This window comes from Frankia sp. R82 (assembly GCF_023716925.1).
Lineage (GTDB): Bacteria > Actinomycetota > Actinomycetes > Frankiales > Frankiaceae > Frankia.
On sequence record NZ_JAMQQG010000039.1, the window covers coordinates 15,214 to 38,240 of the forward strand.

19 protein-coding genes are annotated in these 23,027 nt (G+C 70.8%); 9 read left to right on the forward strand and 10 right to left on the reverse strand.

The genetic code is table 11. The annotated features are described in order from the left end of the window. Window positions 1-5 precede the first annotated feature (5 nt). Both tyrS and ND747_RS10065 read right to left on the reverse strand, forming a co-directional pair. Window positions 6-1,295 (reverse strand): tyrosine--tRNA ligase, encoded by a 1,290-nt coding sequence (tyrS, locus tag ND747_RS10060; protein ID WP_251733232.1) that lies wholly within the window; start codon window positions 1,293-1,295, stop codon window positions 6-8. Window positions 1,296-1,304: 9 nt separating this feature from the next. Continuing rightward, window positions 1,305-2,684 (reverse strand): S8 family serine peptidase, encoded by a 1,380-nt coding sequence (locus tag ND747_RS10065; protein WP_251733233.1) that lies wholly within the window; start codon window positions 2,682-2,684, stop codon window positions 1,305-1,307. Window positions 2,685-2,929: 245 nt separating this feature from the next. Here ND747_RS10065 and ND747_RS10070 point away from each other — a divergent pair, with 245 nt between their 5' ends. The 8 genes from ND747_RS10070 to ND747_RS10105 all read left to right on the forward strand — a co-directional run bounded on the left by ND747_RS10070 (window position 2,930) and on the right by ND747_RS10105 (window position 13,199). Continuing rightward, window positions 2,930-4,918, forward strand: a complete 1,989-nt coding sequence (locus tag ND747_RS10070; protein ID WP_251733234.1) for an HAD-IIIC family phosphatase — start codon at window positions 2,930-2,932, stop codon at window positions 4,916-4,918. Next, window positions 4,919-5,155 carry an acyl carrier protein gene (locus tag ND747_RS10075; protein ID WP_251733235.1) on the forward strand — a complete coding sequence of 79 codons (237 nt, stop codon included), beginning with the start codon at window positions 4,919-4,921 and terminating at the stop codon, window positions 5,153-5,155. It begins immediately after the preceding gene. Then, window positions 5,145-5,708, forward strand: coding sequence for a serine acetyltransferase (locus ND747_RS10080; protein ID WP_251733236.1), 564 nt, complete (start codon window positions 5,145-5,147; stop codon window positions 5,706-5,708). The genes ND747_RS10075 and ND747_RS10080 overlap by 11 nt, the downstream gene beginning before the upstream one ends. A 160-nt stretch (window positions 5,709-5,868) precedes the next feature. Then, complete coding sequence (locus ND747_RS10085) at window positions 5,869-6,912, forward strand: NAD(P)-dependent oxidoreductase (RefSeq protein ID WP_251733237.1); 1,044 nt, start codon at window positions 5,869-5,871, stop codon at window positions 6,910-6,912. Continuing rightward, on the forward strand, window positions 6,909-7,499 hold the full coding sequence (locus ND747_RS10090) for a dTDP-4-dehydrorhamnose 3,5-epimerase family protein (RefSeq protein WP_251733238.1): 591 nt from the start codon (window positions 6,909-6,911) through the stop codon (window positions 7,497-7,499). Before ND747_RS10085 ends, ND747_RS10090 begins: the two co-directional genes overlap by 4 nt. Before the next feature lie 179 nt (window positions 7,500-7,678). Further along, entirely contained in the window at window positions 7,679-8,935 is a 1,257-nt protein-coding gene (locus tag ND747_RS10095) for a class I SAM-dependent methyltransferase (RefSeq protein ID WP_251733239.1), read from the forward strand. 532 nt (window positions 8,936-9,467) lie between these two features. Then, window positions 9,468-11,405: a hypothetical protein gene (locus ND747_RS10100; RefSeq protein WP_251733240.1), complete on the forward strand. Its 1,938-nt coding sequence runs from the start codon at window positions 9,468-9,470 to the stop codon at window positions 11,403-11,405. A gap of 237 nt (window positions 11,406-11,642) precedes the next feature. Beyond that, entirely contained in the window at window positions 11,643-13,199 is a 1,557-nt protein-coding gene (locus tag ND747_RS10105; protein WP_251733241.1) for a Wzz/FepE/Etk N-terminal domain-containing protein, read from the forward strand. A 77-nt stretch (window positions 13,200-13,276) separates the two neighbouring features. Here the strand turns inward: ND747_RS10105 and ND747_RS10110 are convergent, their stop codons facing one another. The 7 genes from ND747_RS10110 to ND747_RS10140 form a co-directional block, all read right to left on the reverse strand. Next, window positions 13,277-13,954, reverse strand: a complete 678-nt coding sequence (locus tag ND747_RS10110) for an O-methyltransferase (protein ID WP_251733242.1) — start codon at window positions 13,952-13,954, stop codon at window positions 13,277-13,279. Between the two features lie 49 nt (window positions 13,955-14,003). After that, window positions 14,004-15,350, reverse strand: coding sequence for a hypothetical protein (locus tag ND747_RS10115; protein ID WP_251733243.1), 1,347 nt, complete (start codon window positions 15,348-15,350; stop codon window positions 14,004-14,006). Window positions 15,351-15,567: 217 nt separating this feature from the next. Next, a complete protein-coding gene (locus ND747_RS10120; RefSeq protein WP_251733244.1) occupies window positions 15,568-16,305 on the reverse strand; it encodes an SDR family oxidoreductase in 738 nt (245 codons plus the stop codon). Next, window positions 16,302-17,222 (reverse strand): hypothetical protein, encoded by a 921-nt coding sequence (locus tag ND747_RS10125; RefSeq protein ID WP_251733245.1) that lies wholly within the window; start codon window positions 17,220-17,222, stop codon window positions 16,302-16,304. Before ND747_RS10125 ends, ND747_RS10120 begins: the two co-directional genes overlap by 4 nt. Continuing rightward, the gene (locus ND747_RS10130; protein WP_251733246.1) at window positions 17,185-17,910 is read right to left on the reverse strand and encodes an IspD/TarI family cytidylyltransferase; all 726 of its coding nucleotides are present in this window, start codon (window positions 17,908-17,910) and stop codon (window positions 17,185-17,187) included. Before ND747_RS10130 ends, ND747_RS10125 begins: the two co-directional genes overlap by 38 nt. Next, entirely contained in the window at window positions 17,903-19,222 is a 1,320-nt protein-coding gene (locus tag ND747_RS10135; protein ID WP_251733247.1) for a DUF4910 domain-containing protein, read from the reverse strand. The genes ND747_RS10130 and ND747_RS10135 overlap by 8 nt, the downstream gene beginning before the upstream one ends. A gap of 2 nt (window positions 19,223-19,224) precedes the next feature. Further along, window positions 19,225-20,055 (reverse strand): sugar phosphate nucleotidyltransferase, encoded by an 831-nt coding sequence (locus tag ND747_RS10140; protein WP_251733248.1) that lies wholly within the window; start codon window positions 20,053-20,055, stop codon window positions 19,225-19,227. 474 nt (window positions 20,056-20,529) lie between these two features. Here ND747_RS10140 and ND747_RS10145 point away from each other — a divergent pair, with 474 nt between their 5' ends. Continuing rightward, window positions 20,530-22,128 (forward strand): glycoside hydrolase family 26 protein, encoded by a 1,599-nt coding sequence (locus tag ND747_RS10145; RefSeq protein ID WP_251733249.1) that lies wholly within the window; start codon window positions 20,530-20,532, stop codon window positions 22,126-22,128. Between the two features lie 34 nt (window positions 22,129-22,162). Here ND747_RS10145 and ND747_RS10150 read toward each other — a convergent pair whose 3' ends face one another. Beyond that, complete coding sequence (locus ND747_RS10150) at window positions 22,163-22,603, reverse strand: MerR family transcriptional regulator (RefSeq protein ID WP_251733250.1); 441 nt, start codon at window positions 22,601-22,603, stop codon at window positions 22,163-22,165. Window positions 22,604-23,027: the final 424 nt, after the last annotated feature.

Genomic DNA, 23,027 nt, shown 5'->3' on the forward strand with positions numbered 1-23,027 from the left:
CCGGCTCAGCCGAACCGGGCCACCCGCCACTCCCGTCGGCCGCGGCGGATCAGGATCACCGACCCGTGCAGCAGGTCCTTTTCGGTGACGGTGCTGTCGGCGGTCGCCCGGTCTCCGTTGACCAGTACCGCGTTGTTGCCGAGATGCTCACGGGCGTCGCGGCGGCTGCTGGCCAGGCCCGTGGCGATCAGCAGATCGACCACCGACCAGCCGCCGTCCGCGGCCAGCCGGTCCAGCGGCTCGCTGACGGTCGGGACGTCGGCGAACACGTCGGAGAGCAGGTCCGCCCCGATTGCCTTCACGTCCCCGCTGAACAGCGCCGCGGACGCCGCCTCGGCGGCCTCCAGCGCCCCCTGACCGTGCAGCAGCGTCGTCAGCTCCCGGGCGAGATGGCGCTGCAGGGCCCGCTTTCCCGGCGCCTCGGCGTGCTCGGCGAACAGCCGTTCCAGCGGGTCGCGCTCGGTGAGCGAGAAGAACAACGCGAACTTCTGGGCGTCCACGTCGGAGAGGTTCAGCAGGAACTGGTAAAAGGTGTACGGCGAGGTGCGGTCGGCGGTCAGCCAGACGGCGCCCTTCTCCGACTTGCCGAACTTCGTGCCGTCCGCGCGCAGCAGCAGCGGGCAGGTCAGCCCGTGCACCTGGGTGCGCAGGACCCGGCGGACGTAGTCGATCCCGGCGACGATGTTGCCCCACTGGTCGGACGCCCCCAACTGGAGGGTCACGCCATGGTCCTCGCACAGCCGCCGGTAGTCGTAGGCCTGTAGCAGCGAATAGCTGAACTCGGTGTAGGTCAGGCCGACGTCGGGGTCGTTCAGGCGGCGGCGCACCGAGTCCCGCCGGACCATCTCCGTGACCGGGAAGTGCTTGCCGACGTCCCGCAGAAACTCGATCATGCCGAGCCGGCCCAGCCAGTCCCCGTTGTCGACGAAACTGGGCAGCTCGTCCGCCCCCAGCGCCCGACCGAAGATCGTCTCCATGATCTCCCGGTGCCGGGTGACGTTGTCCGCCACGTCCTCTGCGGACAGCAGGGCTCGCTCCACCGACTTGCCGGACGGGTCGCCGATCAGCCCGGTGCCGCCGCCGAACAGCGCCACCGCTCCGACCCCGGCCCGCGCGGCCCGGATCAGCAGGGTGATCGGCAGCAGGTTACCGATCGTCAGAGACGGCGCCGTCGGGTCGAAGCCGATGTAGCAGCGCCGCCCACCGCCGGCCAGATGAGCCCGGAGCTCGCCGGGATCGGTGCTGTCGTGGATGAGTCCACGCCAGGACAGCTCGTCCAGGAGCGCGTGTGTCATAGGGCCATGTTAGAAGTGACCCGACCGGGCCCCCGGAGACGCGGGTACCCAACCGGTGACAACGGGGGTCACGTCGGCCGGGTACGGCGGGGCCGGGGTCCGGCCCGGGGCCCGTCGCCGTTGGTGTGCCAGGTGCGCGCCGACGCCGAGCAGCCCACCGAGCCAGACCGCCAGCACCATCGCGACCACCCAGGCCACGAGGGGCGGGGTGCCGTCCAGGGAGACGGCGTCCGTCCAGCGGCTCGTCGGCTCGTCGAAGCTGGGGGCGGTCCCGGCGGTCCCGGCGGACCCACTGGACGCGGCAGTGACGGGCGGATCGCTCGGGGCCAGCAGGGAACTGGTGCGCACGGGGGGCACCGCGGCGGTCAGGGCGGCGAGCGGGTCGATGATCCCAAAGCCGAACTCGGCGTCGCGGCCGGGCGGGCCGGCGTCGCGCGCGGTGCGGATCAGCCGTTCGATCACGTTCGCCGCGTCCAGGTCCGGTCGGGCGGAGCGGATCAGCGCGAGCACCCCGGACACGATCGCCGCCGAGTTGGACGTGCCGGAACCGGTGTCCAGCCCGTCCGGGGAGATCGCGGTGGGCACGGGAGCACGGATGCCCGGCGCGGGCGCGGCGACCACGGCCTGCGGGCCGTGTACCGAGCCGTGCCAGAAGCCCCCACCAGCGGTCGACCCGGTCACGGCGACCACCCCCGGAATGCTCGCCGGTGAGTTGATCGTCGCCGCGTCACTCGGTGGATCGCCCGGTTCGACGTTGCCGGCCGAGGCGACCACGACCACATCATGGGCCAGGGCGTAGCTGACGGCCTCCCGCTCGTCCGAGGTCGGATCGTCCGCGGAACCCAGTGACAGGTTGATGACGCCGGCGCCGAGGTCGACTGCCCGGTGCACGGCGATCGCGACCTCCGCCGAGTCCGTCTCGGCGCCGGTGGAGATCGGCAGGATCCGGGCGGCCGGCGCGATGCCCCGCACCTGCGCGGGACCCCCGTCGACCCGGCCGGCGACAAGGCCGGCCATCGCCGTGCCGTGACCGTCCGGGTCGTCGTCGCGCCAGCCGTCCGCGGCGGCGTCGGGGCCCACTCCCGCACCGCGTACCAGCTGCCCCCGCAGTTTCGGGTTGGTCGCGTCGACCCCGCCGTCGACGACGGCCACGATGACCCCGGCTCCCTGGCTGATCCGCTGTACCCGGTCGAGGTCCAGCGCGGTCTGGTACCACTGCGATCCGGTGTCGTCCTGACCGGGCATGGCCGCCCGGACCGGCGGCGTGGTCAGCCAGGTCAACGACGGCCAGATCAGCGCCGTCAGCACCGTCAGCGTGGCGGCGAGCAGCGCGCCGCGCCGCGCCGCGGTCCCGCGGGACCGGGACCGGGACCGGGGAAGCTGGCGCATGGGGACCTGCCTGCGGACGGGGCCACGCGGCGATCCGGCGGCGACGGTCGGCGATCCCGGCTGGTTGTCCGGTATCGGCGTACCTGCAGCCTGACACAGTCTTCGGCCGCTTCCGGCCGGATGTCGGTGAACGGATACCCGCCTGTGGCCCCGCGGGGCGGCGCAAAACAACTCTAACGTGAGGGTAGATTCTGGCTAGCTGGATGCGGGTGTCGAAACGGACGATGCAGGGAGGGGTCGCAGCAGTGGTCGAGCCAGGAGACGTCCGTCGGCTCGCCGACCTGACCGCGCGGGCCGCCGCGACCGAACTACCCTCCGCCGGGCTGTGCCGCGAGCTCGCCGTCGCCCACGAACGCGTCGACGACCCGGCCGGCGCGGTGCGCTGGGCACTGGGGCTCACCGACACCGGCGCCGGGCTCGCGGCCTGGACCGCGGCCGCGGGCGTCCTGCGCCGTTGCCTGCCGCAGGTCCGGCCACTGGCCCGTACCGCGCGGGTGGCGGTTCTCGGTAGCTACACGACGTCCCAGCTCACCGCGCTGCTTCCGTTGGCGGCGGCGCGGGCCGGGGTGGCCATCGAGACCTACGAGGGCGGCTACGGCCAGTACCACCAGGAGATCCTGGATCCGGACAGCGGGCTCTACCGGTTCGCCCCCGACGTTGTGGTCCTCGCGGTGCACGCCGGGGACGTGGCGCTGCCCGCGATCGCCGACGACCCGGATGCCGCCGTCGCCGCGGAGGTGTCCCGCTGGACCGCGCTGTGGGCCACGGTGCGCGCCCGCACCGGTGCCCGGATCGTCCAGCATGCCTTCGCGGTGCCGGCCGAGGTGGCCCTCGGTCACCTGACCCTGCGCACCGCGGGCGCTCGCGCTCTGCTGTTGGGCCGGGTCAACGTCGAGCTCGGCCGGGCTGCCGCGGTCGACGGGGTCGGCCTGGTCGACTGCGACCGGCTCGCCGCCGACGTCGGCCGGCGCACCTGGTTCGACCCGCGGTACTGGCGCCGGGCCAGGCAGGCGGTCGCGCTCGACTGCGTCCCGCTGCTCGCCCGGCACACCGCCGCGGTGATCGGCGCCCAGCTCGGCGCCAGCCGCAAGTGCCTCGTCCTCGATCTTGACAACACCCTGTGGGGCGGGGTGCTCGGCGAGGACGGGCTGGCCGGCCTCGCCCTCGGGGAGGGTCCGCTCGGGGAGGCGTACGCGGCCGTGCAGGACTACGCGCTCGAGCTGTCCCGGCGGGGCGTCCTGCTTGCCGTCTGCTCGAAGAACAACGACGCCGACGCCCGCGAGGTGTTCGAACGGCATCCGGGCATGCGGCTGCGCCTCACCGACATCGCGATGTTCAGCGCCTGCTGGGACGACAAGCCGACCCAGCTGCGCCGCATCGCGGCGACCCTCGGCCTCGGTCTCGACGCGCTGGTGTTCGTCGATGACAATCCCGCCGAACGTGAGGCGGTACGCCAGCTCGCCGGCGAGGTCGACGTCATCGCCCTGCCCGCCGACCCGCACGGCTACCTGCGGGCCCTGGCCGACTACCCGTTCTTCGAGGCCACCGCGCTCACCGCGGAGGACGCCACCCGGACCGCCACCTACCGCGCCCGGGCCGACGCCGCCGCGGCGCGGGAGTCCGCCACCTCGCTCGAGGACTTCCACCGCGGTCTCGCGATGACCGCGACCGTCGTCGCCCTGGACGAGCTCACCCTGCCCCGGGTCGCCCAGCTCGTCGGCAAGACCAACCAGTTCAACCTCACCGGCCGGCGCCGGGACGAGGACGGGATCGCCCGGCTCGCAGCCGAACCCACCACCGCCGTGTTCTGCGTCCGACTCGCCGATCGCTTCGCCGACCACGGCCTGGTCGCGGTGCTGATCGCCGTCGAGGACGGGGACGCCCTGACGGTGGACACCTGGCTGATGAGCTGCCGGGTGATCGGCCGGACCCTGGAGGACGAGCTGGCTGGCCTGCTGCTCGCCGAGGCCCGCCGCCGAGGCCTGGCCCGCGTCACCGGCCACTACCGCGCCTCGCCGAAGAACGCGCTGGTGGCCGGTCTTTACGACCGCCTCGGCTTCACCCGGATCGACCCGACCGGTGTCCCGCGGGACACCGGCGTCACCTGGTGGAGCCGCCGGACAGCCGAACCGTACGCGTCCCGGAGCCTGATCCGGGTCGTCACCGCCGATCGCAGCCTGGAAGCCGATCGCAACATGGAAGCCGATCGCAACATGGAAGAGGTGCCCGGCTAGATGGTGCAGGACCACCTTCAGCGGATCTTCCGCGAGATCTTCTCCGACGACGACCTCGTCCTCACCGACACGATGACGTCCGCGGACGTGCCGGGATGGGACTCGCTCGCGCACATCAACCTGATCTACGCGGTGGAGCGTCACTTCTCGATCCAGATCGCCGACGACCGGCTCGCCGGCTTCGCGTCGGTGGGCGATCTGCGAAGGCACATCGAGGAGCTGCACCGTGCCGGCTGACGCCCGGCCGGCTGACACCCGTGCGGCCGGCGAGCTGGGCCTGCGGGAGATCCTGCGGGAGGACTACCACCGGCACTACCGCGCGCTGACCCATCCGGGCCTGCACGTCATCGCCGTCTACCGGTTCGGGCAATGGCGGCGCTCCCGCGGCGGGCCGGTGCGCGCGGCGGCGACGGTGCTGTACAAGATGCTGAACAACCTCGTCATCCGCAACGTGTACGGCGTGGAACTGCCCGACACCGCGCGCCTCGGGCGGCGCGTCCTGATCGGCCACCACCAGGCGATCCTGATCCCGCCGCACTGCGAGATCGGTGACGACTGCACGGTCCGGCACAACCTGACCATCGGCTACGCGGGGGGTTCGGCCGCCCCCGAGGACGTGCCGCGGATCGGCGCCCGGGTCGAACTCGGTCCCGCGGTACACCTCATCGGCCGGATCACGATCGGTGATGACGCGAAGATCGGCCCCGGCTCGATCGTGATGACCGACGTTCCGCCCGGCGCGACCGTCTTCGCCGCGCCGGCCCGCGTGATGCGTCCCGCGTCCCCCTGACGGGTTCTCCGGTCCGGAAACGGTCACGGGCGGGCGGCAGGCCTGTCGCGGGCAGTGGCCACGGGACGTCGGCGCCTCGGCGGTGCGAGCCACTCGGTACGGTTTGAGCCCGGAAACGGGTGGCGCCCGCCGCCTCGGCCGAGATGGGGAGGACTCGCGGATGAAGGTGCTCGTGACCGGCACTGAGGGATACCTGGGGTGCCTGCTCGCGCCCGAACTGATGCGCGATGGCCATGAGGTCATCGGCGTCGACACCGGTTACTACAAGTACGGCTGGCTCTACCGGGGCACCGACCGAACCCCGTTGACCCTCGACAAGGACCTGCGTCACCTCACCGTCGAGGACCTCGAGGGCGTCGACGCCGTCGTGCACATGGCCGAACTGTCCAACGATCCGCTCGGCGCGCTCGCCCCGGACGTCACGTACAAGGTGAACCACGTCGGGTCGGTGCGGCTGGCGAACCTGGCGAAGCAGGCCGGGGTCTCGCGATTCGTCTACATGTCCTCGTGCAGCGTCTACGGCGTGGCCACCGGCTCGGACGTCACGGAGACCTCGCCGGTCAACCCGCAGACCCCGTACGCCGAGTGCAAGGTCTACGTCGAGCGGGACGTGGCCCCGCTGGCCGACGACACGTTCTCGCCGACCTTCCTGCGTAACGCCACCGCTTACGGAGCATCACCGCGGCAGCGGTTCGACATCGTGCTCAACAACCTGGCCGGGGTCGCCTGGACCACCGGCGAGATCGCGATGACCTCCGACGGCACCCCCTGGCGCCCGCTGGTGCACGGCCTCGACATCGCCAAGGCGATCCGCTCGGTGCTGGCCGCGCCGCGCGACGTCATCCACAACCAGATCTTCAACGTTGGCGACAGCGAGCAGAACTACCAGGTCAAGGAGATCGCCGACGCCGTCGCCTCGGTCTTCACCGGCTGCCGGCTGAGCTTCGGGAACAACGGCGGAGACAACCGCAGCTACCGGGTGTCCTTCGACAAGATCGCCACGACTCTGCCCGGATTCTCCTGCGACTGGAACGCGTTGCGTGGCGCCCAGCAGCTGCACGAGGTGTTCACCCGCATCCAGCTCGACGCGGAGACCTTCACCGGCCGCGGGCACACCCGGCTCAAGCAGCTGCAGTACCTGATCGGCTCGGGCCAGCTCGACGCCGACCTGTTCTGGGCAGCGCCGTCCGGCGTGACGCCATGATCGTCACGCCGACCGCGATCGACGGCGTGTGGATCGTCGACATCGAGGCGTTCACCGACGCCCGCGGCCTGTTCGCCCGGACGTTCTGCGCACAGGAGTTCGCCGCCGCGGGGCTCACCGTCGAGGTCGCCCAGTGCAGCGTGGCGTACAACGCCACGGCAGGAACCATCCGCGGCATGCACTGGGCGGACGAGCCGGTCCGCGAGACCAAGCTCGTGCGGGTCACCCGGGGGGCGCTGCTCGACGTCGTGGTCGACCCCCGGCCCGACTCCCCGACCTACCTGCGCCACGTCGCGGTGGAACTGTCCGCCGACAACCACCGGGCGCTGTTCATCGCCGCCGGCCTCGCCCACGGCTACCAGACCCTGGTCGACGCCACCGAGGCGACCTACCAGATGAACGTCCCCTTCACCCCGGGACACGACCGTGGCCTGCGCTTCGACGATCCGCGGCTGGCCATCGCCTGGCCGCTGCCCGTGTCGGTCATCTCCGACAAGGACCGTGCCTGGCGGCTGCTGCCGGACGGTGCCACCGGCGACCTGGTCGCGGCACCCGCCGAGCCGGTCGGTGTCCGCTCCGTCACCTGACCCCGTCCACGTTGTCGCCGCCGTCGCCCCCCGTTGTCTCGCCTTCCGGCGGACCTGCAAAAATCAACGCGGACGGGGACGATGGCGCCGACACCCTGCCGTGCGGTCCCGCGGGACCGTGTGGCGGTACCACGTCCGGCCCGCCCAGCCGTTCGTCCTCATCTGTGCAAGGGGAGCGCATGTCATCCGGAACTCCGGCCGCCACACCCGTCACCGCCTGCCGGTCCTGCGGTGGGCCCGCCCCGCGGTTGTTCCTCTCGCTGGGATCCACGCCGATCGCGAACCGTCTGGTGCGCGCCGACGGTCTTGACGCCACCGACCCGTCCTTCCCGCTGGAGGTCGGCTTCTGCGAGGCATGCACCCTGGTGCAGCTCACCCATGAGCTCCCGGCACTGGCGATCTTCGACGCGGACTACCCGTACTTCTCGTCGTTCTCCGACATGCTCGTGCGGCACTCGGAGAAGCACGTCATCGACCTGATCGCCAGCCGCAACCTCGGGCCGGACAGCCTGGTCGTCGAGGTCGCCAGCAACGACGGCTACCTGCTGAAGGCGTTCGTCGAGCGCGGCATCCCGGTGCTCGGCATCGAGCCGACCCCGGGCCCGGCCGCCGCGGCCCGTGCGGCCGGCGTGCCCACCCGGGAGGAGTTCTTCGGCGCGGAGCTGGCCAGCCAGCTCGTCGCCGAGGGCCTGAAGGCCGATGTGATCATCGCGAACAACGTGATGGCACATGTGCCCGACCTCAACAGCTTCGTCGAGGGCTTCCGGATCCTGCTCGCCGACGACGGCCTGGTCGACGTGGAGAACCCCGGGGTCGGCGCGCTGCTCGCGCACACCGAGTTCGACACCGTCTACCACGAGCACTTCTGCTACTTCTCCACCATCGCGGTGCAGTCCCTGATGCAGCGCCACGGCCTCGAGCTCGTCGGGGTCGAGGAGTTCGCCGACCTGCACGGCGGAACCCTGCGCTGGAGCATGCAGCACGCCGCGGCCGCGGCACCCGCCACCTCCGTCGAAGCAGTGCTCGGCGCCGAGCGGGAGGCGGGCCTGGGCACCTTCGACCGGTACGCCACGTTCGGCGATGACGTTCGCGCGGTCCAGCAGGATCTCGTCGAGCTGCTGCGCGGGCTGCGGGCCGAGGGAAAGACCATCGCCGCCTATGGCGCGGCCGCCAAGGGCGCGACCCTGCTGAACTCCAGCGGCATCACGACCGACCTGATCGACTTCGTGGTCGACCGCAACATCCACAAGCAGGGTCGCTACATTCCCGGCGCTCGGCTGCCGATTCTCGACCCGGCGGTTCTGCTCGAGCGCCAGCCCGACTACCTGCTGTTGCTCGCCTGGAACGTGAAGAAAGAGATCATGGCCCAGCAGGACGAGTACGCCGCCCGCGGCGGCCGGTTCATCGTTCCGGTGCCCCGTCCGGTAGTGCTGTAGGCGGTACCCACATCGTGGAGTCGGGTCTGCCCCCGTCAGTCGACCCCCGGCCAGCGGACCGTCGCTGGCCGGAAGGGTGAGCATGGCGGACATCGACGTGGGCGACTGGGATCAGGACGACTCGCCGCCGCCCAGACCTGATCCCGGCCGTCGTGACCCGGGGTACGTGGGCTTCGAGGTCTCCACGGTCCTGCCGCCCAGGCCCGCACCGCCGCCCGGCGACGGGCGCCGGATGGGCCGCATTCCCGCTGTCGGTCGAGATCCGACCACCCCGCGCCGTTCCCCATGGCCCGATCCCGGTACTCCGTCCGGGCCCGGTGCCCCGGCCGGGCCATCGCCCGTGGCTGGTGCCCGGCCGATGCCGACCCCCGTGGCATGGCAGACGGGACCCTCCAACCCGGCTGCTCGCCAACCACCCGCGGCGCCTTCGCCTACTCCCTCGCCGCAGGCCACCGGGCCGCCCGTCCCGGCGCCTGCCGCATCGCCGGGACCGCCACCCACACCCGGGCGGCAGGGCGCGCCGACGACGGCGTTGGGCCAACACCAGCCGGTGCACTCCCGCGCCCGGCCGGTCGCGCCGCGCTGGTCGGCGCCGCTACCGGCCACGATCACCTCGACGATGGATCTCAGTGCCCTGCAGGCTCGACTGCAGGCCGAGCACGCCACGCGCGAACAGGCCGCCCGAGCACAGGCCGAGCACACCACTGCCCTGGGCCGCGTCACCGAGCACACCCAGCGGCTGCGGGTCGCGCCGCCCGACGTCGAAGCCACCCAGGTGGTGTCCCGCGGTGCCGTCGCGCGCCCCCCCGAGCGCCGCGGACGGCGTCCCATCGGCAACCGGGGCCCGTCCGGGCTCGCCCACGCGGACGAGCGCGGTACCTCCATCCGCGCAGGCACTGCCGTCCGTCCTGGCCGCGGGGTCGAGGATGCGCCGCAGGAGGCGGACGCCGCGGTGGGCGGCGGCACCCGGTCGAAGGCGATGTGGACGCTGGCCGACCAGGGGGTCTCCAGCGCGACGAACGCCGCCATCTCGTTTCTCATCGCCCATCAGGTGGACCGGGTCGAGTACGGCGCCTTCGGGGTCGCGTACACGCTGTTCGCGTTGGTTATCGGTATTTCGCGGGGTGCGACCTGCATGCCACTGAGCATGTTCTACACCGCCGGGTCGCCCGCCTCGCTGCGCTCCGCCGCCTCCGCGATGACGGGTGCGTCGCTGGTGTTCGGCGTGGGCATCGGGGTGGTGCTGGCCGTGATCGGCCTTGGCGTGGGCGGGGCGGTGGGGTCGTCCCTGGCGGCGATGGGACTCGTGTTGCCCGGGCTGCTGCTGCAGGATGCCTGGCGGTATGTCTTCTTCGCGACAGGACGCGCGTCCGCGGCATTCGTGAACGACATTGTGTGGGCGCTCGTACAGCTGCTCGGGATCTGGCTGCTGATGCACCGCGGAGTCACCGAAGCCTCGCCGTTGCTGCTGGCCTGGGGGGCGTCCGCGCTGATCGCGGCGCTGCTCGGGGTCGTCCAGGCCGGATTCTGGCCCTCACCCGGCGCCACTGGCAGCTGGTTTGCCGAGAACCGGACCGACGCGGCCTACCTGGCCGGGGAGTTCCTGACCGTGCAGGGCGCGCTGCAGACGTCGATGCTGCTGATCGGCGCGGTCGGGTCGCTGGCCACCATCGGCGCACTGCAGGGCGCTCGCACCCTGCTCGGCCCGATCACCGTCGTCGGCGTCGGCGTGGTGAGTTTTGCGCTGCCGGAGTTCTCCCGGCGCACATCCATGGACGTGCGGGCCCGGGAACGGGCCGCCTATGCCCTGACCGGGCTGGTCCTCGGGGTGGGGGTGGCCTGGAGTCTGATCTTCCTGTTCCTGCCGGACCGTTATGGGCAGTCGTTGTTGGGAGACAGCTGGCCCGGGGTGAAAGGCATCCTGGGTCTGTCGATCCTGCACTACCTTGCGGCGGCGGTGCCGGTAGGACCGTCCTGCATGGTCTACGCGCTGGGCAAAACCAAGATCACATTTCGGCTCAACCTCGCCTTCGCGCCGATCCTGCTGGGATTTCCGGTTGTTGGGGCGCTCGTCGGCGAAGCGCGCGGTGCCGTTGTCGGTTTCAACCTGGCCTTCTGGGGCCTTGCCCCGGTGTGGTTCATTCTGTTGCGCCGGCTCGGACGCGAGCATGATGGGGAGCAGGCTGCGCTGCGGGCGGCGGAAGCTGGGCGGCACAATGAGGGAAGTACTCGGACGAAGGTGCGCAAATCTGACGTCCCGGAAGAGTTGCGCCGGGACTTTTCGCGGTCTCGGGATCCCAGATCGACCCGGGATCCGGTCCCGCGGGACCGCGTCCAGGGGCGCACCGTCGGGCGGGACAGGCTGGCCGAACCGCCGGGTGGCCGGCCGCGTGTGGATGATGGGGCAGGTCGGCGTTCCGGCCCCTGGCAGGGAAGGGATGGGTCCGGTTCATCGCGTGGCCGGCACTGATCCTGAACGACAGCATTGCGTCAGTTGTAGCTATGACCGTTTACTATCCGCTATCGGCTAGGCTCGCACATTGGTTCGTCAGATCTCGACCGTGGGTCCGGCAGTCAGCCGGATGCTCCTCTGGGGGGCTACATTGAGTCCGCTTCACGTCCTGCCGGAGCTGCCGGTGGGTTCCGCCGGCGCTTCGATCCGTGTGCGGGCGGGTGCCCCTCGTCCCCAGATCGGGGTGAGCGGGTCATGAGCCGCAACGCACAGACGAGTGGCGAGACCAGCCGGGCCCCGTCCGCGCCGTCACTGTTCAAAATCATCCAGCCGCGACTGATGATCATCGGCATCATCGTGGTGATCTTCGCTGCGCTCGCGGCGATCTACTCCAAGGCGCAGACCGCGTCCTACACGGCCAGCGCCCGGATCTTCCTGTCGACGGACCAGGACTCGCTCGGTGTGAGCTCCGTCGACGTGGTCCGTTACGTGCAGACCCAGGCGCAGTTCGCCCAGTCCTCCGCCGCCGTCGCACAGATCGCCAAGGAGCTTAAGGTCACCGAGGGTGACGTCTCGAGCCGGCTGACGACCACGCCCTCCGATTCGGGCTACTTCTTCACGATCAGCGGCACGGGTGCGTCCCAGGCCGATGCGGTCGCCCTGGTGAAATCGGCCGAGACGGCGTACAGCACCCTGCTGACCAGTAGCACCCAGACGAGCCTCACCGAAATGATCAATCTCCGAACGCAGCTGACGACAAAGCTGCAGGGGTTGCAGACGACAGGCACGCCGGGCACCGACGCGGCTGATATCAACACCCAGTTGTCGGGGCTGAACTCTGATATCGCCAAGGCCCAGCGGACCGTGGCGCTCGGAAGCAGCGCCATCAAGCTGGCGGAGCCGCCGGTGTCCAACGGGCAGGGTGCGTCGGGCCTGCTGCGCAACACGCTGGTTGCGGCGATCGTGGGTCTGCTGCTCTCCGTGCTGGCCGTGTGGATCATGTACCAGCGGCGGCCGACGATTCTTGACCCGCACAACCCGTCCGACGCGCTGGGCGTGCCGCTGATCGCCGCGATCGAGCCCGGGCGCACGACGGCCAGCGCGGCCGAGACGCTGGTGTCGGCGATGTCGGCGGTGATGTCGCCGACCAGCAAGGTGGTGGCGTTCACCCCGGCATCGCGCGGGGACCTCACCGCGGACCTGGTGTCCTCCGTGGCCGCCGCCTGGTCCGACGACCAGGGTGTCGTGCTGATCATCGACACGTCGCCGTCCTCGGAGGTGCGCGCGTCGCTCGAGGGCCTGCCGCGGGCCACCTCCGCGGAGCTGCCCCGCTGGGCGCACGATCCGACCTGCCTGGCCCGCTCCTCGGGCACCGGGCGTGGCCACATCCTGTACAACCGGGTCTCGACGGCCCGGGCAGCCCGCCCCGGCGGCCTCGCGCCGATCCTGGCCGACCGGGCCCCCGTCGTCGACCTCGTCATCCTGGTCACCTCGGCGCTGGCCGAGCTGCCGATGACGGCCGCCTCCGCGATCCAGGCCGACGCCGTTGTGGTGATCACCTCGCCGGAGACGCACCTCAAGGAGCTCGAGCAGGTCCCGCGGGACTGGCCGGCACTCGCCGAACGGGTCGTCGGGGTCGTCCATGACGGCCGTACCGGCATCCGCCGCGTCACCACGACCACCCCCGAACGGCGCTCCTCGGTCGAGTCGATCACCTCGAGCTCGCCGGTCAACGACGGCGCGTCGGGCGGTCGCGGCGGCAGCCCGATGGACACCGAGCCCACCGACCGCTACGCCCGCCCCGCCCGCTAGTCAGCTCGCCCAGCCCCGCCCCAACGTCCACCACGACGTCGGGGCGGGGCTGTTGCGCGTGGCCGTTAGCTGACCCGTTAGCTGACCTGGGCGAGCAGGAAGCCGTCCCAGCCCTTGCCACCGATGGTCTGCACCGCGGTGGCGGTCAGACGGGGCTCGTCGCGGACGAGAGCGAGCAGCTCCTCGGCACCGGCGGCAGCCGGGCCCTCGGTGCCCTCTGCGGCCGCCAGAGCGCCGCCGCCACGGACCAGGTTGTCGATGACGATGACACTGCCCGGGCGGGTCAGGCGCAGCGCGGCGGCCAGGTAGCGGGCGTTGTTCTGCTTGTCGGCATCCAGGAAGACCAGGTCGAACGGTTCGCCGCCGGTGGCGGCCAGCGTGTCCAGCGAGTCGGCGGCCGGGCCGAGCAGGATCTCGACGTTCTCCCCGACTCCGGCTGCGTCGACGTTCGCCCGCGCGACCTGGGCATGCTTCGGCTCGATCTCGAGGGTGACGACCTGCCCGCCCTTGCCAACGCCGCGGGCCAGCCAGATCGCCGAGTAGCCGCCGAGCGTGCCGACCTCCAGCGCGCGGCGTCCGCCGACCAGCCGGACGAACAGCGACAGCAGCGCACCCTGGTTGGCGGTCACCTCGATCGCGGGCAGGCCGGCGGCGTGGCTGGCGGCCCGGGCCGCCCGCAGGGCATCGTCCTCGATGGCGAGGGCGCGCACGAGATAGTCGTCGACTACGGAGGCGCGGTCCACAGCTTCGGTCACGGGAGTTCCGCCTTTCGCGGCTGTGCGCCCGGGCCCGGAGCCAGACGCCTCAGACGCCCGCGTGAGCCCTGCGCTGGGAGGGTGGAGGTGCGGGGCCAGCGCTGTCGGCGCGTGCCTGGGTCGCGTCCTGCGGAGTCACCGTGAACCAGGCGACGAGCAGCAGCCCGAGCCCGGTGACCACCGGCGCCAGCAGACCGCCGGACAGCACAGTATAGAAAATCAACACTGACCCGGAGAGCACGAACGACTGCGAGCCGCGCACGAACATGGCCACGATGAAGCTGAGGAACACCACAGTGCCGAGCACGCCGTATTCCAGCACCAGCTTGGGCACCAGGGCATAGTTCAGCGGCAGGCCGGTGCGGTTGAAAAAGGCGCTGGCGTCGCGGTCCGCAAAGCCGGGGCCGGTTCCGAACACGACGGTCAGCGGGTCCTTGCCGAGCGCGTCCCAGGTCCGCTGATAGGGCTGCACGAAGCGCAGGCTGCCACTGGAGGTGGACGAGGACGTCTCCGTCGCCCGGGCCGCGAAGATGCTCGACGCCGGGGTGAAACTGACGATCAGAACGATGAGGCTGACCCCGACCAGCGCGCTCAGCGCGAACTTCGCGCCCTTGTGCACCGCCAGCAGCACACCAGCGCAGGCCAGCAGCAGCAGACCGGTTCCGGACACGGTGCTCAGGATTGCCAGGACGAGCATCGGGAGCCGCCACCAGTGGCCGCCGCGCAGCACGCAGACGACGATTCCGAAGCCAAGGAACTGCGAGCAGAACGACGCTTCCAGGCAGATGAAGGCGTTCGACTTGTACAGCGAAGATCCGTACTGGACCGGGTAGGACGTGTTGAAGCCGTGCATCAGGAGGTTCGACGGCACGATGTCCTTCACCACATCGGTGTAGGGCACGCCGACGAGCTGAATGGCGAACTGGAACAGGGCCAGCCCCGCCAACACCGTGATCATGATGAGGAAGCGGTCGAGCATCCGGGGGAGCAGGGCGCGCGCGTCCGCTGGGCGCAGACCGTAGATGAACGGGACGTACGTCGCCAGCAGCAACAGCAGCGAGGTGAAGGACGTGTCGTTCTTCTGCCGCAGGAAGCACACCAGCGCCGACAGCGAACAGCCCGCCATTGCCACCAGGTAGCCGGTCATCCGCCCGGTGTTCCGCGAGAGCCCGCCGCGGTACAGCATGATGGCCAGGCAGACGTAGGTGATCGGCAGAATGATTTGCACCTGCGAGGCTCCGACCGGCAGCGCGAGCCGCTGCAGGAAGATCTCGCAGAACATCAGGACGGTCAGCACGCGCAGTGTCGCCTCGTTGACTGCTCGGCTGCTGCCCGCCGCCTGGGACGGGATCACCCACGACCGCGGAATTCTGGTCGTGAGGGTGGTGGTGACCACGAGTCTCCCGTCTCCCGTTTCCGACGCTTGCGACCGGTAGCCGTCCAGGGAGCAAGTCTAACGGGCCCCTGTTCGGCTCCTGCCGGACGGTCGAGACCAGGTATTCATGGCCAAATGGTCGCGGACCCATGACCGTCCGTCGTCATCCGGCGGGCATCATCCAACATAGTTCCCCCGGGGCCTGTGAACTCTGGCGCGTTCGCAGGCCCCGGGCGGCTCAGTAGCTCTTCTTGGCCGGCCGCAGGTGCAGCTCGGTGATCTCCGCGGTGGGCGGCAGACCGATCAGGTAGGCGACCAGATCGGCGACGTCGTCGGCCTGCAGGAGCAGCTCCGGTGTGTAGGCACGGCCCTCCCGAGCGAAGATCGTCTCCTGTCGCGGGGTGGCCGTGCGTCCCAGGTGGATCGTGGCGACCCGGATGCCGTCGGCGTTGATCTCCTGACGCAGGCTGTCGGCGAAGGCGCGCATGGCGTGCTGGGTCGCGGCGAACTGGCTGGTCCCGGCGCCGGCACGCAGACCCTGCGTCGAGTTGACGATGATCACATCGGCGCCGCCGTCCGCCCCGGCCACCCGCAGCGCCGGCAGCAGTCGCTGGGTGAGCGCATAGGGGGCGCGCACGTTCGCGGCGTACTGCGCGTCGAGCTCGGTCAGGGTGGCCGCGTCCACCCGGGCACTGCTGTACGCCCCGGCGCTGTGTACCAGATGATCCACCCGGCCGTGCTGCTCGAGGATCAGCTCGACCGCGCTGGTCACGGCGGCGTCGTCGGTGAGGTCCAGCCGGATCGGCACCAGCGTGCCCGGGCCGGTGGCCTTCTTGCCGAGGCTGTCGAGGCGCTCCTGGTCCCGGCCGAGGGCGTGCACGGTGGCGCCGTCGGCGGCCAGGCGCAGGGCGATGGACCGACCGATCCCGCTGGTCGCCCCGGTCACCACCGCCACGTGCCCGGCGAAGCTCGTCACGCCTGACCCGGGAAGACCAGCACGGCGTCCTCGCGCGGGGGCGCGGTGTCGTAGCTCAGACAGGTCTGCTCGTCGATCCGGGCGAGGTCGGTGCCACGCAGGTAGTCCCGCATCGTGGTACCGGTGCACTCGGAGTCGACGTTCGGCGCACCGACGTGGTTCAGAACGTCGTCGAGGTGCACTGTGCGGAAGTCCATGCTGAACCGGGTACGTCCGGTGTTGTTCGGCACGGACGAGTGCAGCTGGGCGCCGGAGAAGATCAGCATGCCACCGGACGGGGCGACCACCCGGGTCTGCGGGAAGATCTCGACCTCCTCCTCGGGCTTCGGCTGCTTCCGGGTGTCCGACTTGATGTGCTGGGCAGCGTTCGCGCGGTTCTTGGCGTTCCACTCGTAGTAGTCGTAGTCCCGCGAACCGTTCGCGACGGCCTGCGCGAAGTACCGCGGATGGAAGGCCAGCCCGTTCTCCGGGACGATGTCGAAGATCGGCATCCACCAGTTGAGCTGGCAGAACGGCGCCGAATACCAGGTGTCGCGGTGCGGGTGGAACGCGTACGCGATGCCGGAGGTCAGATAGTCGTCGGACGTCGAGGTGCGCAGCCGCGGCACGTCGAAGTAGGTCTTCGCGAGATCGCAGCCATGCTCGGCGAGGATCGCCGGCAGCAGCTCCTTGCAGGTCGGATGGTGGATGAACCGCGGCTTGAGCTCGGCGAGCAGCGCGGCGAAGTCCTCCACCGGCATGTGGTGCTGCGCGGTCTCCGGGTCGAGTTCGCCGAACGCGTCCCGGATCAGCGCCCGGCTGAACTCGACGAACTCGCGCGTCGCCGGCTTCGGGGCGTAGACGAACAGGTCGCCCTGGTAGAGCTTGGCCCGCCGCTCGTCATCGGACAGCGCGGACTCGACCAGTACCGAACTCATCGGGTTCCCCTTCGGAACGCAACGTACGTACGTGAGTGAGCAGCAGCCGGGCCATGGCGAGTTCGTCCGGCGTGGTGACATGGATGTTGGCGGGTTCCCCCGCCACGACGACGATGCGCCCACCCGCCGCGGCGACCATCGCCGAGTCCTCGACCGCCTCGGGGGCGCCGGCGTGCACGGCGCGCAGCAGTTCGGCGCGGAAGGCATGCGGGGTCTGCACCAGCCGGTGGGTCTCGCGCACCAGCGACGCCCCGGCTACCAGCGCACCCCCGGGCTCGGGCTGGACCGCCTTGACGACCTCGGTGAGCGGCAGCCCGGGCACGGCCGCGTCGGCCCCGGCCCGGACCTCGGCGACGACCCGCCGGTACAGCTCGGCGCTGGCCAGCGGATGGGCGGCATCCGTGATCACGATGATGGCGGTGTCCCGCGGGACCGCGGCGAGCCCCGCCCGCACGGATTCGGCCCGGGTGGCCCCGCCGGACACCACCCGAACCCCCGGCGGAGCCACCCAGCCCGGGCCGTCCGGCAGCACCACGACGATGCCGTCGCTGGCCGGCCAGGAAGCCAGGACCGGGTGGGCGACCAGCGGCTCGCCGCCGAGATGGAAGAACTGCTTGCGCCCGCCGAAACGGGTCCCGCCGCCAGCGGCCAGCACGATCGTCCAGACTGGACCGCCACGGTCAGACACCGCTCACCTCGACTGTGGGACGGCCTTCGGCGAGCAGATCGGCGCCGGCCAGGGCGGCGGCGGCCTCGGCGATCGTGTCGAAGGGCAGATCCGCTCGCTCGGCGATGTCGAGCAGGCTGCGGGTGCCGTCCGCGAGGTTGAGGACCCACAGCAGGGCCATCTCGACCGCCTGACGGTTCATCGTCGCGCCGATCGCCCGGTACAGCCCGCGCCGGCCGAGCTGCGGTTCCCCGTAGGGCGCGGTGTTGTACCAGGTCCGGTTCTGGTCGCAGATCGTGACAATGCGGCGGAGCAGGGCATACGAGTCGGCGAGTGACTCCGGCGTGACGAAGTCCAGGTCGTCCGCGCTGGTGTGGTACTGCGGGTACTCGCCGTGCTGGCCACGGCCGAACCGGCCGACGGGGAGGTCGAAGCCGGGCGAGCAGAACTGCCGCTCGTCGTACCCGTAGGGCGAGAAGTCGACGATCCGATGCGGCCGACCGCCTTCGGCCAGGGCCACGGCGGCGGCCCGGTCGACGACCGCGTTCCCCCGCCGGCTGCGCTTGTAGGTCGGGTCGGAACGGTCCCCGAGACCGGTCAGCACCAGACCGTGCCGGATGCGATCGACGGTGTCCCGGTTGCGGGCAAGCCAGGTGATCGAACCGATCGTGCCCGGGATGAACAGCAGCCGGAAGGTGTGCCGCCGCGGGGCCACGGCGAGCTCCCTGGCCAGCAGGACCGCCGTGGCGATGCCCGAACAGTTGTCGTTGGCCATCGCCGGGTGGCAGGTGTGCGTGGTGATCAGGAACTCGTCCGTGGTCTCTCCCGGCAGCACGATCTCACCGTAGGTGAGAGAACCATCGGTGAGCGTGGTGTCGATCTCGACCTCGTACTCGCCGTCCGGCAGCGCGCTCAGCTGTCGGTCGGTCAGGCAGAAGCCCCAGTTCTCGTTGTAGTACGACGTCCGGTAGGGCACCCAGTCCGGCCGGTCGGGCATCGAGAACAGGTGTGGGCGCAGCTCGTCGAGCCCCAGCCGGGCCCGTACCGGAGTGCTGTACCCGAGCAGGTGCAGCGGGTTGTCGGCCACGTCGACGACGGTCTTGCCGTCCGGCCCGATCAGCCGGGCGGAGGCGACGTTCCACTCACGGGGCACCACCCAGTCGAGCACCGGTGTCCCGCTGGACACCTCGTGCACGGTCAGCGGGACCTCCGGCCCGAGCGCCCGCGCGACGGTGCGCAGCGTGGTGCGCACCCCCTCACCGGTGATGCTGCGCATCGGTGGAAGCAGGTCGGCGACCAGGCCATGCAGCCAGGCGCCGGGATCGGGGCTCATCGTCAGTCGGCCCACACGCGCCACGGCGCGGTGCCGGAGTCCCAGAGCTGGTTGAGCTCGGTCCAGTCCCGGAAGGTGTCCATACCCATCCAGAACGCCTCGTGGGTGTGCAGCGTGAGTTCGCCGTCGCGGGCCAGCTGCTGCAGCGGGTGCCGCTCCAGCAGCAGGGACGGGTCGTCGTCGAGGTACTTGTCGATGAACTCGCGCTCGAAGACGAAGTACCCACCGCTGACCCAGCCAGTCTGCGGTGGCTTCTCGGCGAACAGGCTGACCTTGTTGCCGTCGGTCTCGAGCTCGCCGTAGCGGCTCGACGGGCGCACGCCGGTGACGGTGCCGATGCGACCACTGGCCTGATGGTCGGCCAGCACCGCGCCGACATCGATGGCGCCGACGCCGTCACCGTAGGTGAGCATGAAGCGCGGGCCGGTCAAGTACTGCGCGACCCGGCGTAGCCGGGCGCCGGTGCCGGTGAGCAGCCCGGTCTCGGCGAAGGTGACCTCCCACTTCTCGTCGCCCACGGTGTTGTGGAAGCGCGGGGTGTGGTCGTCCGAGAGAGTGAGCGTGAAGTCGGCGACCTGCTCGCGGTAGGCGAGGAAGTAGTTCTTGATCAGGTCGCTCTTGTAGCCGAGACACAGGACGAACTTGCGGAATCCGTAGTGCTCGTAGGTCTTCATGATGTGCCACAGCACCGGCTTGCCGCCGATGTCCACCAGTGGCTTGGGCAGCTTCTCGCTCGCCTCCCGCAGGCGCGTCCCCATGCCTCCGCAGAGGATGACGACGGGGATGTCGGCAGGGTCTACGGATTCGGTGCGCTGTGCGCTGTCGGTGCTCACGACTGTTGCGTCTCCCGTGCTCGTGCCCCGGTCGGGCCGCGGCGGGGCGGATGGGCGCAGGCACCGCCCGCGACAGGGCGCCCGGCCGCCCGCGGCAGCTGGAGGGGCAGGTCGGCGGGCGGACCACCTGCTTTCGGGCCCCCGGTACTTTCGCCGCAACGGTACCGTACGACCCCCCACCTACCGGCCAGCTCCTCCCGCCCGTGGTCAGCCTCCTGCCGGCCGCGGGCACACTGACCGGATTCGGACCGCGGTGGCAACGGACCCGCGGGTCCCGGCGTCATCTCTGGGAGGACACATGCGCAGGGGGGTGCCGATTGCCTGTTGCGGTAGGTGACGAGCCGAGGCTGCTGCCATCGCTGTTCGTAGGGTGTTGTTACGGTTCGTCCGTCACAACTGGATGGGCGAGGGCCCGTGGGCCGGCCGGGCAGAACGGTGTTGTCGGGTCGAGGAACACGATCTGGGGTGGTGCGTATGCACGAGCGCTCCTGGTCGGATGAGCCGCCCCCCGACGGTCCCGCGGGACACTCCGCCCACCGCCGACATGGCGTCCCGTTGACACCCCTACCGGCCTCCGACGAATCGCGGGTCCGCGACCGGTCGGTCGATCCGCGCCCGCGACCGGACTGGACGGACGAGGGCACGGCGCTGTTCGACGTCCGCCGGATCGCACCCCGGGGACGGGCCGGGCCACCCGAGGCCAGCGTCGAGGACACCGGGATTCTTTACTGGCCCGGCACCTCCCGCCGCAACCCCGACCGGTCCCGCCGTGCCCCGAACCTTGACCCGCACGACCCGGGTGCTCGTCCCTACCCGGCCGAACCGCTGTCACCGCGACCGAACCGTTTCCCACGCGATGCCAGTCCCGCGCGCCCTGTGGACCCGGGCGCGGGCCGGTATCCGGCCGGGCCGCGTTCGCGGTGGTCCAGGGCGACTGGATGGATCACCGCGCACTGGGGCGGGGCCAGCCGTATCCCGAACCTGCCGGTCATCGCGGTTGCGGTCGCCGCGGTGCTGGCGCTGGCCGCAGGCATCGCGCTGGTGCTTGTACCGTCCGAACGCGGGGTACCCACGGCCGCAGGCGCATCCGCGCCCGTGGGGGGCGTGGTACCGACCGCGCAACCCGCCCCCACACCGCAGCTCCCGGTCTCCACCGTGCCGCGGGTGGCCCGGGCGACGACCACCGGGCTGTTCCCGACCGGGGTGGCCGCGCACTCGCTCGAACAGGCGAACACCTGGGCGGACTTTCGGGGCCGGCCCAACGACGTGGTCATCATGTACACCGGGCGTGGCAGCTGGAACGCGATCACCAGCCCGTGGATCGGGCACAACACAGCGACCTTCGCGGGGTTCACCGGGACCTGGGTGATCACACAGCCGCTGTTTCCGGATTCCGGTCCGCAGAAGGGCAACCTGGTCAGCTGTGCGGCCGGCGCCTATGACAGCTATTGGCGGAAGTTCGGCCGCTGGCTGGTGGCCCAGGGACGGGGCGACTCGTTCGTCCGGCTCGGCTGGGAGTTCAACGGGCTGTGGTTCGCCTGGGCCGCGACGGATCCGCAGCACTGGATCCAGTGCTTCCGCCACGCCTCTGCGGCAATCAAGGCCACGAGCCCCACGGTCCGTATCGACTGGAACCTCAACGCGCACGGGTCGACCACCCCGGTCGGAGCATTCGACCTCTATCCGGGCGATCAGTATGTCGATGTCATCGGGGTCGACAGCTACGACCAGTATCCACCGAGCCCCACTGCGGCTGCCTTCGACGACCAGTGCAACGGCGATGCCGGGCTCTGCCAGGTGATCACGTTTGCCCGCACCCACAACAAGCTGTTCTCCGTGCCGGAGTGGGGAGTGGTCAGCCAGCAGGGCAGCAAGGCAGGTCGGTCGGGCGCCGCCGGCGGGGACAATCCCGTCTACGTCCAGAAAATGTACGAGACGTTCTTCCGCAACGCCGACATCCTCGCCTACGAGGCTTACTTCTCTGACGCGGAGCCTGACAACGTCCGCTCATCCCTGGTCGACCCGAACCTCAATCCGGCATCCGCTGCCACCTACCAGCGGCTCTGGCGCTGATCCCCGCAGCGGGACGTCCCGTGGAACCGTCAGATCAGTAGGCGCCGCTGCGCTCCGCATCGTCGTGCAGACCGCCGACGAACGCCTCGGCCACATCGACCTGCTCACGCAGCGAGGACAGCTTCTGCTCCGCGAGCGTGACCCAGGTGGCCAACCGCTCCCGCAGCCGGGCCCGGGCCTCGGCGGCAAGGCCGGGGGTGGCAAGCTCGTCCCGCAGGCGCAGCAGCGCCCGCATCTCCTCGAGTGTGAAACCCAGCGGCTTCATTTTTCGGATGAGCAGCAGCCGTTCGATCGCGTCGCGATCGTAGAGACGGAACCCGCCCACAGTCCGCCCCACCGGCGCGAGCAGGCCCGCCTCTTCGTAGTACCGCACGGTGCGCAGCGACAGGCCGACCTGTTCGGCGACCTCTCCGATCTGGTGGACGTCACCGCGGCCCGCGCCCGATCCCGAAACGTTGCGGCGCGTGGTGGACAACTCGCCCCCAGCCTCGGTGTCGGTGCCGGGCGGCCGGCTGGTCGCCAGGGGAGTCGACTGTACGTCGATCTGTCCCTGGACGCGCCCTCTGGTGGGTCGGTGCCGTGTGGGCGCCCCGACCGCCGTCGCCCATCTGTCGTACGCTGGATATGGCGTCCCGGCCGACTTCTCGCGTCGCGTGTGGGTGTACGTCACGCCGCCAGTTTTCGAGGCGCACCGCCCCTCAGATGCACCGCCCCTGAGATGCACCGTTCCGGAGAGGCACAGGGACAGGCTCATGACCCTCGCGCCGCTACTCGACGCGCTGATTGCCCGGCCGGCCGGCGACCCCGCCCTGGGCCGGGCGATCAGTACCGCCGGCCAATCGGCTCTCGACCTCGCCGGCCCCGCCGCGCTGCGGCCCTTCGCCGCGGCGGCGCAGCCC

Bases quoted from the DNA above. Each gene is read 5' to 3' on its own strand.
- ND747_RS10145 (WP_251733249.1), top strand. From the start codon at position 20,530: ATGCACGAGCGCTCCTGGTCGGATGAGCCGCCCCCCGACGGTCCCGCG.
- ND747_RS10075 (WP_251733235.1), top strand. From the start codon at position 4,919: ATGGTGCAGGACCACCTTCAGCGGATCTTCCGCGAGATCTTCTCCGAC.
- ND747_RS10125 (WP_251733245.1), bottom strand. From the start codon at position 17,222: ATGAGTTCGGTACTGGTCGAGTCCGCGCTGTCCGATGACGAGCGGCGG.
- ND747_RS10065 (WP_251733233.1), bottom strand. From the start codon at position 2,684: ATGCGCCAGCTTCCCCGGTCCCGGTCCCGGTCCCGCGGGACCGCGGCG.
- tyrS (WP_251733232.1), bottom strand. From the start codon at position 1,295: ATGACACACGCGCTCCTGGACGAGCTGTCCTGGCGTGGACTCATCCAC.
- ND747_RS10105 (WP_251733241.1), top strand. From the start codon at position 11,643: ATGAGCCGCAACGCACAGACGAGTGGCGAGACCAGCCGGGCCCCGTCC.
- ND747_RS10135 (WP_251733247.1), bottom strand. From the start codon at position 19,222: ATGAGCCCCGATCCCGGCGCCTGGCTGCATGGCCTGGTCGCCGACCTG.
- ND747_RS10090 (WP_251733238.1), top strand. From the start codon at position 6,909: ATGATCGTCACGCCGACCGCGATCGACGGCGTGTGGATCGTCGACATC.
- ND747_RS10095 (WP_251733239.1), top strand. From the start codon at position 7,679: ATGTCATCCGGAACTCCGGCCGCCACACCCGTCACCGCCTGCCGGTCC.
- ND747_RS10085 (WP_251733237.1), top strand. From the start codon at position 5,869: ATGAAGGTGCTCGTGACCGGCACTGAGGGATACCTGGGGTGCCTGCTC.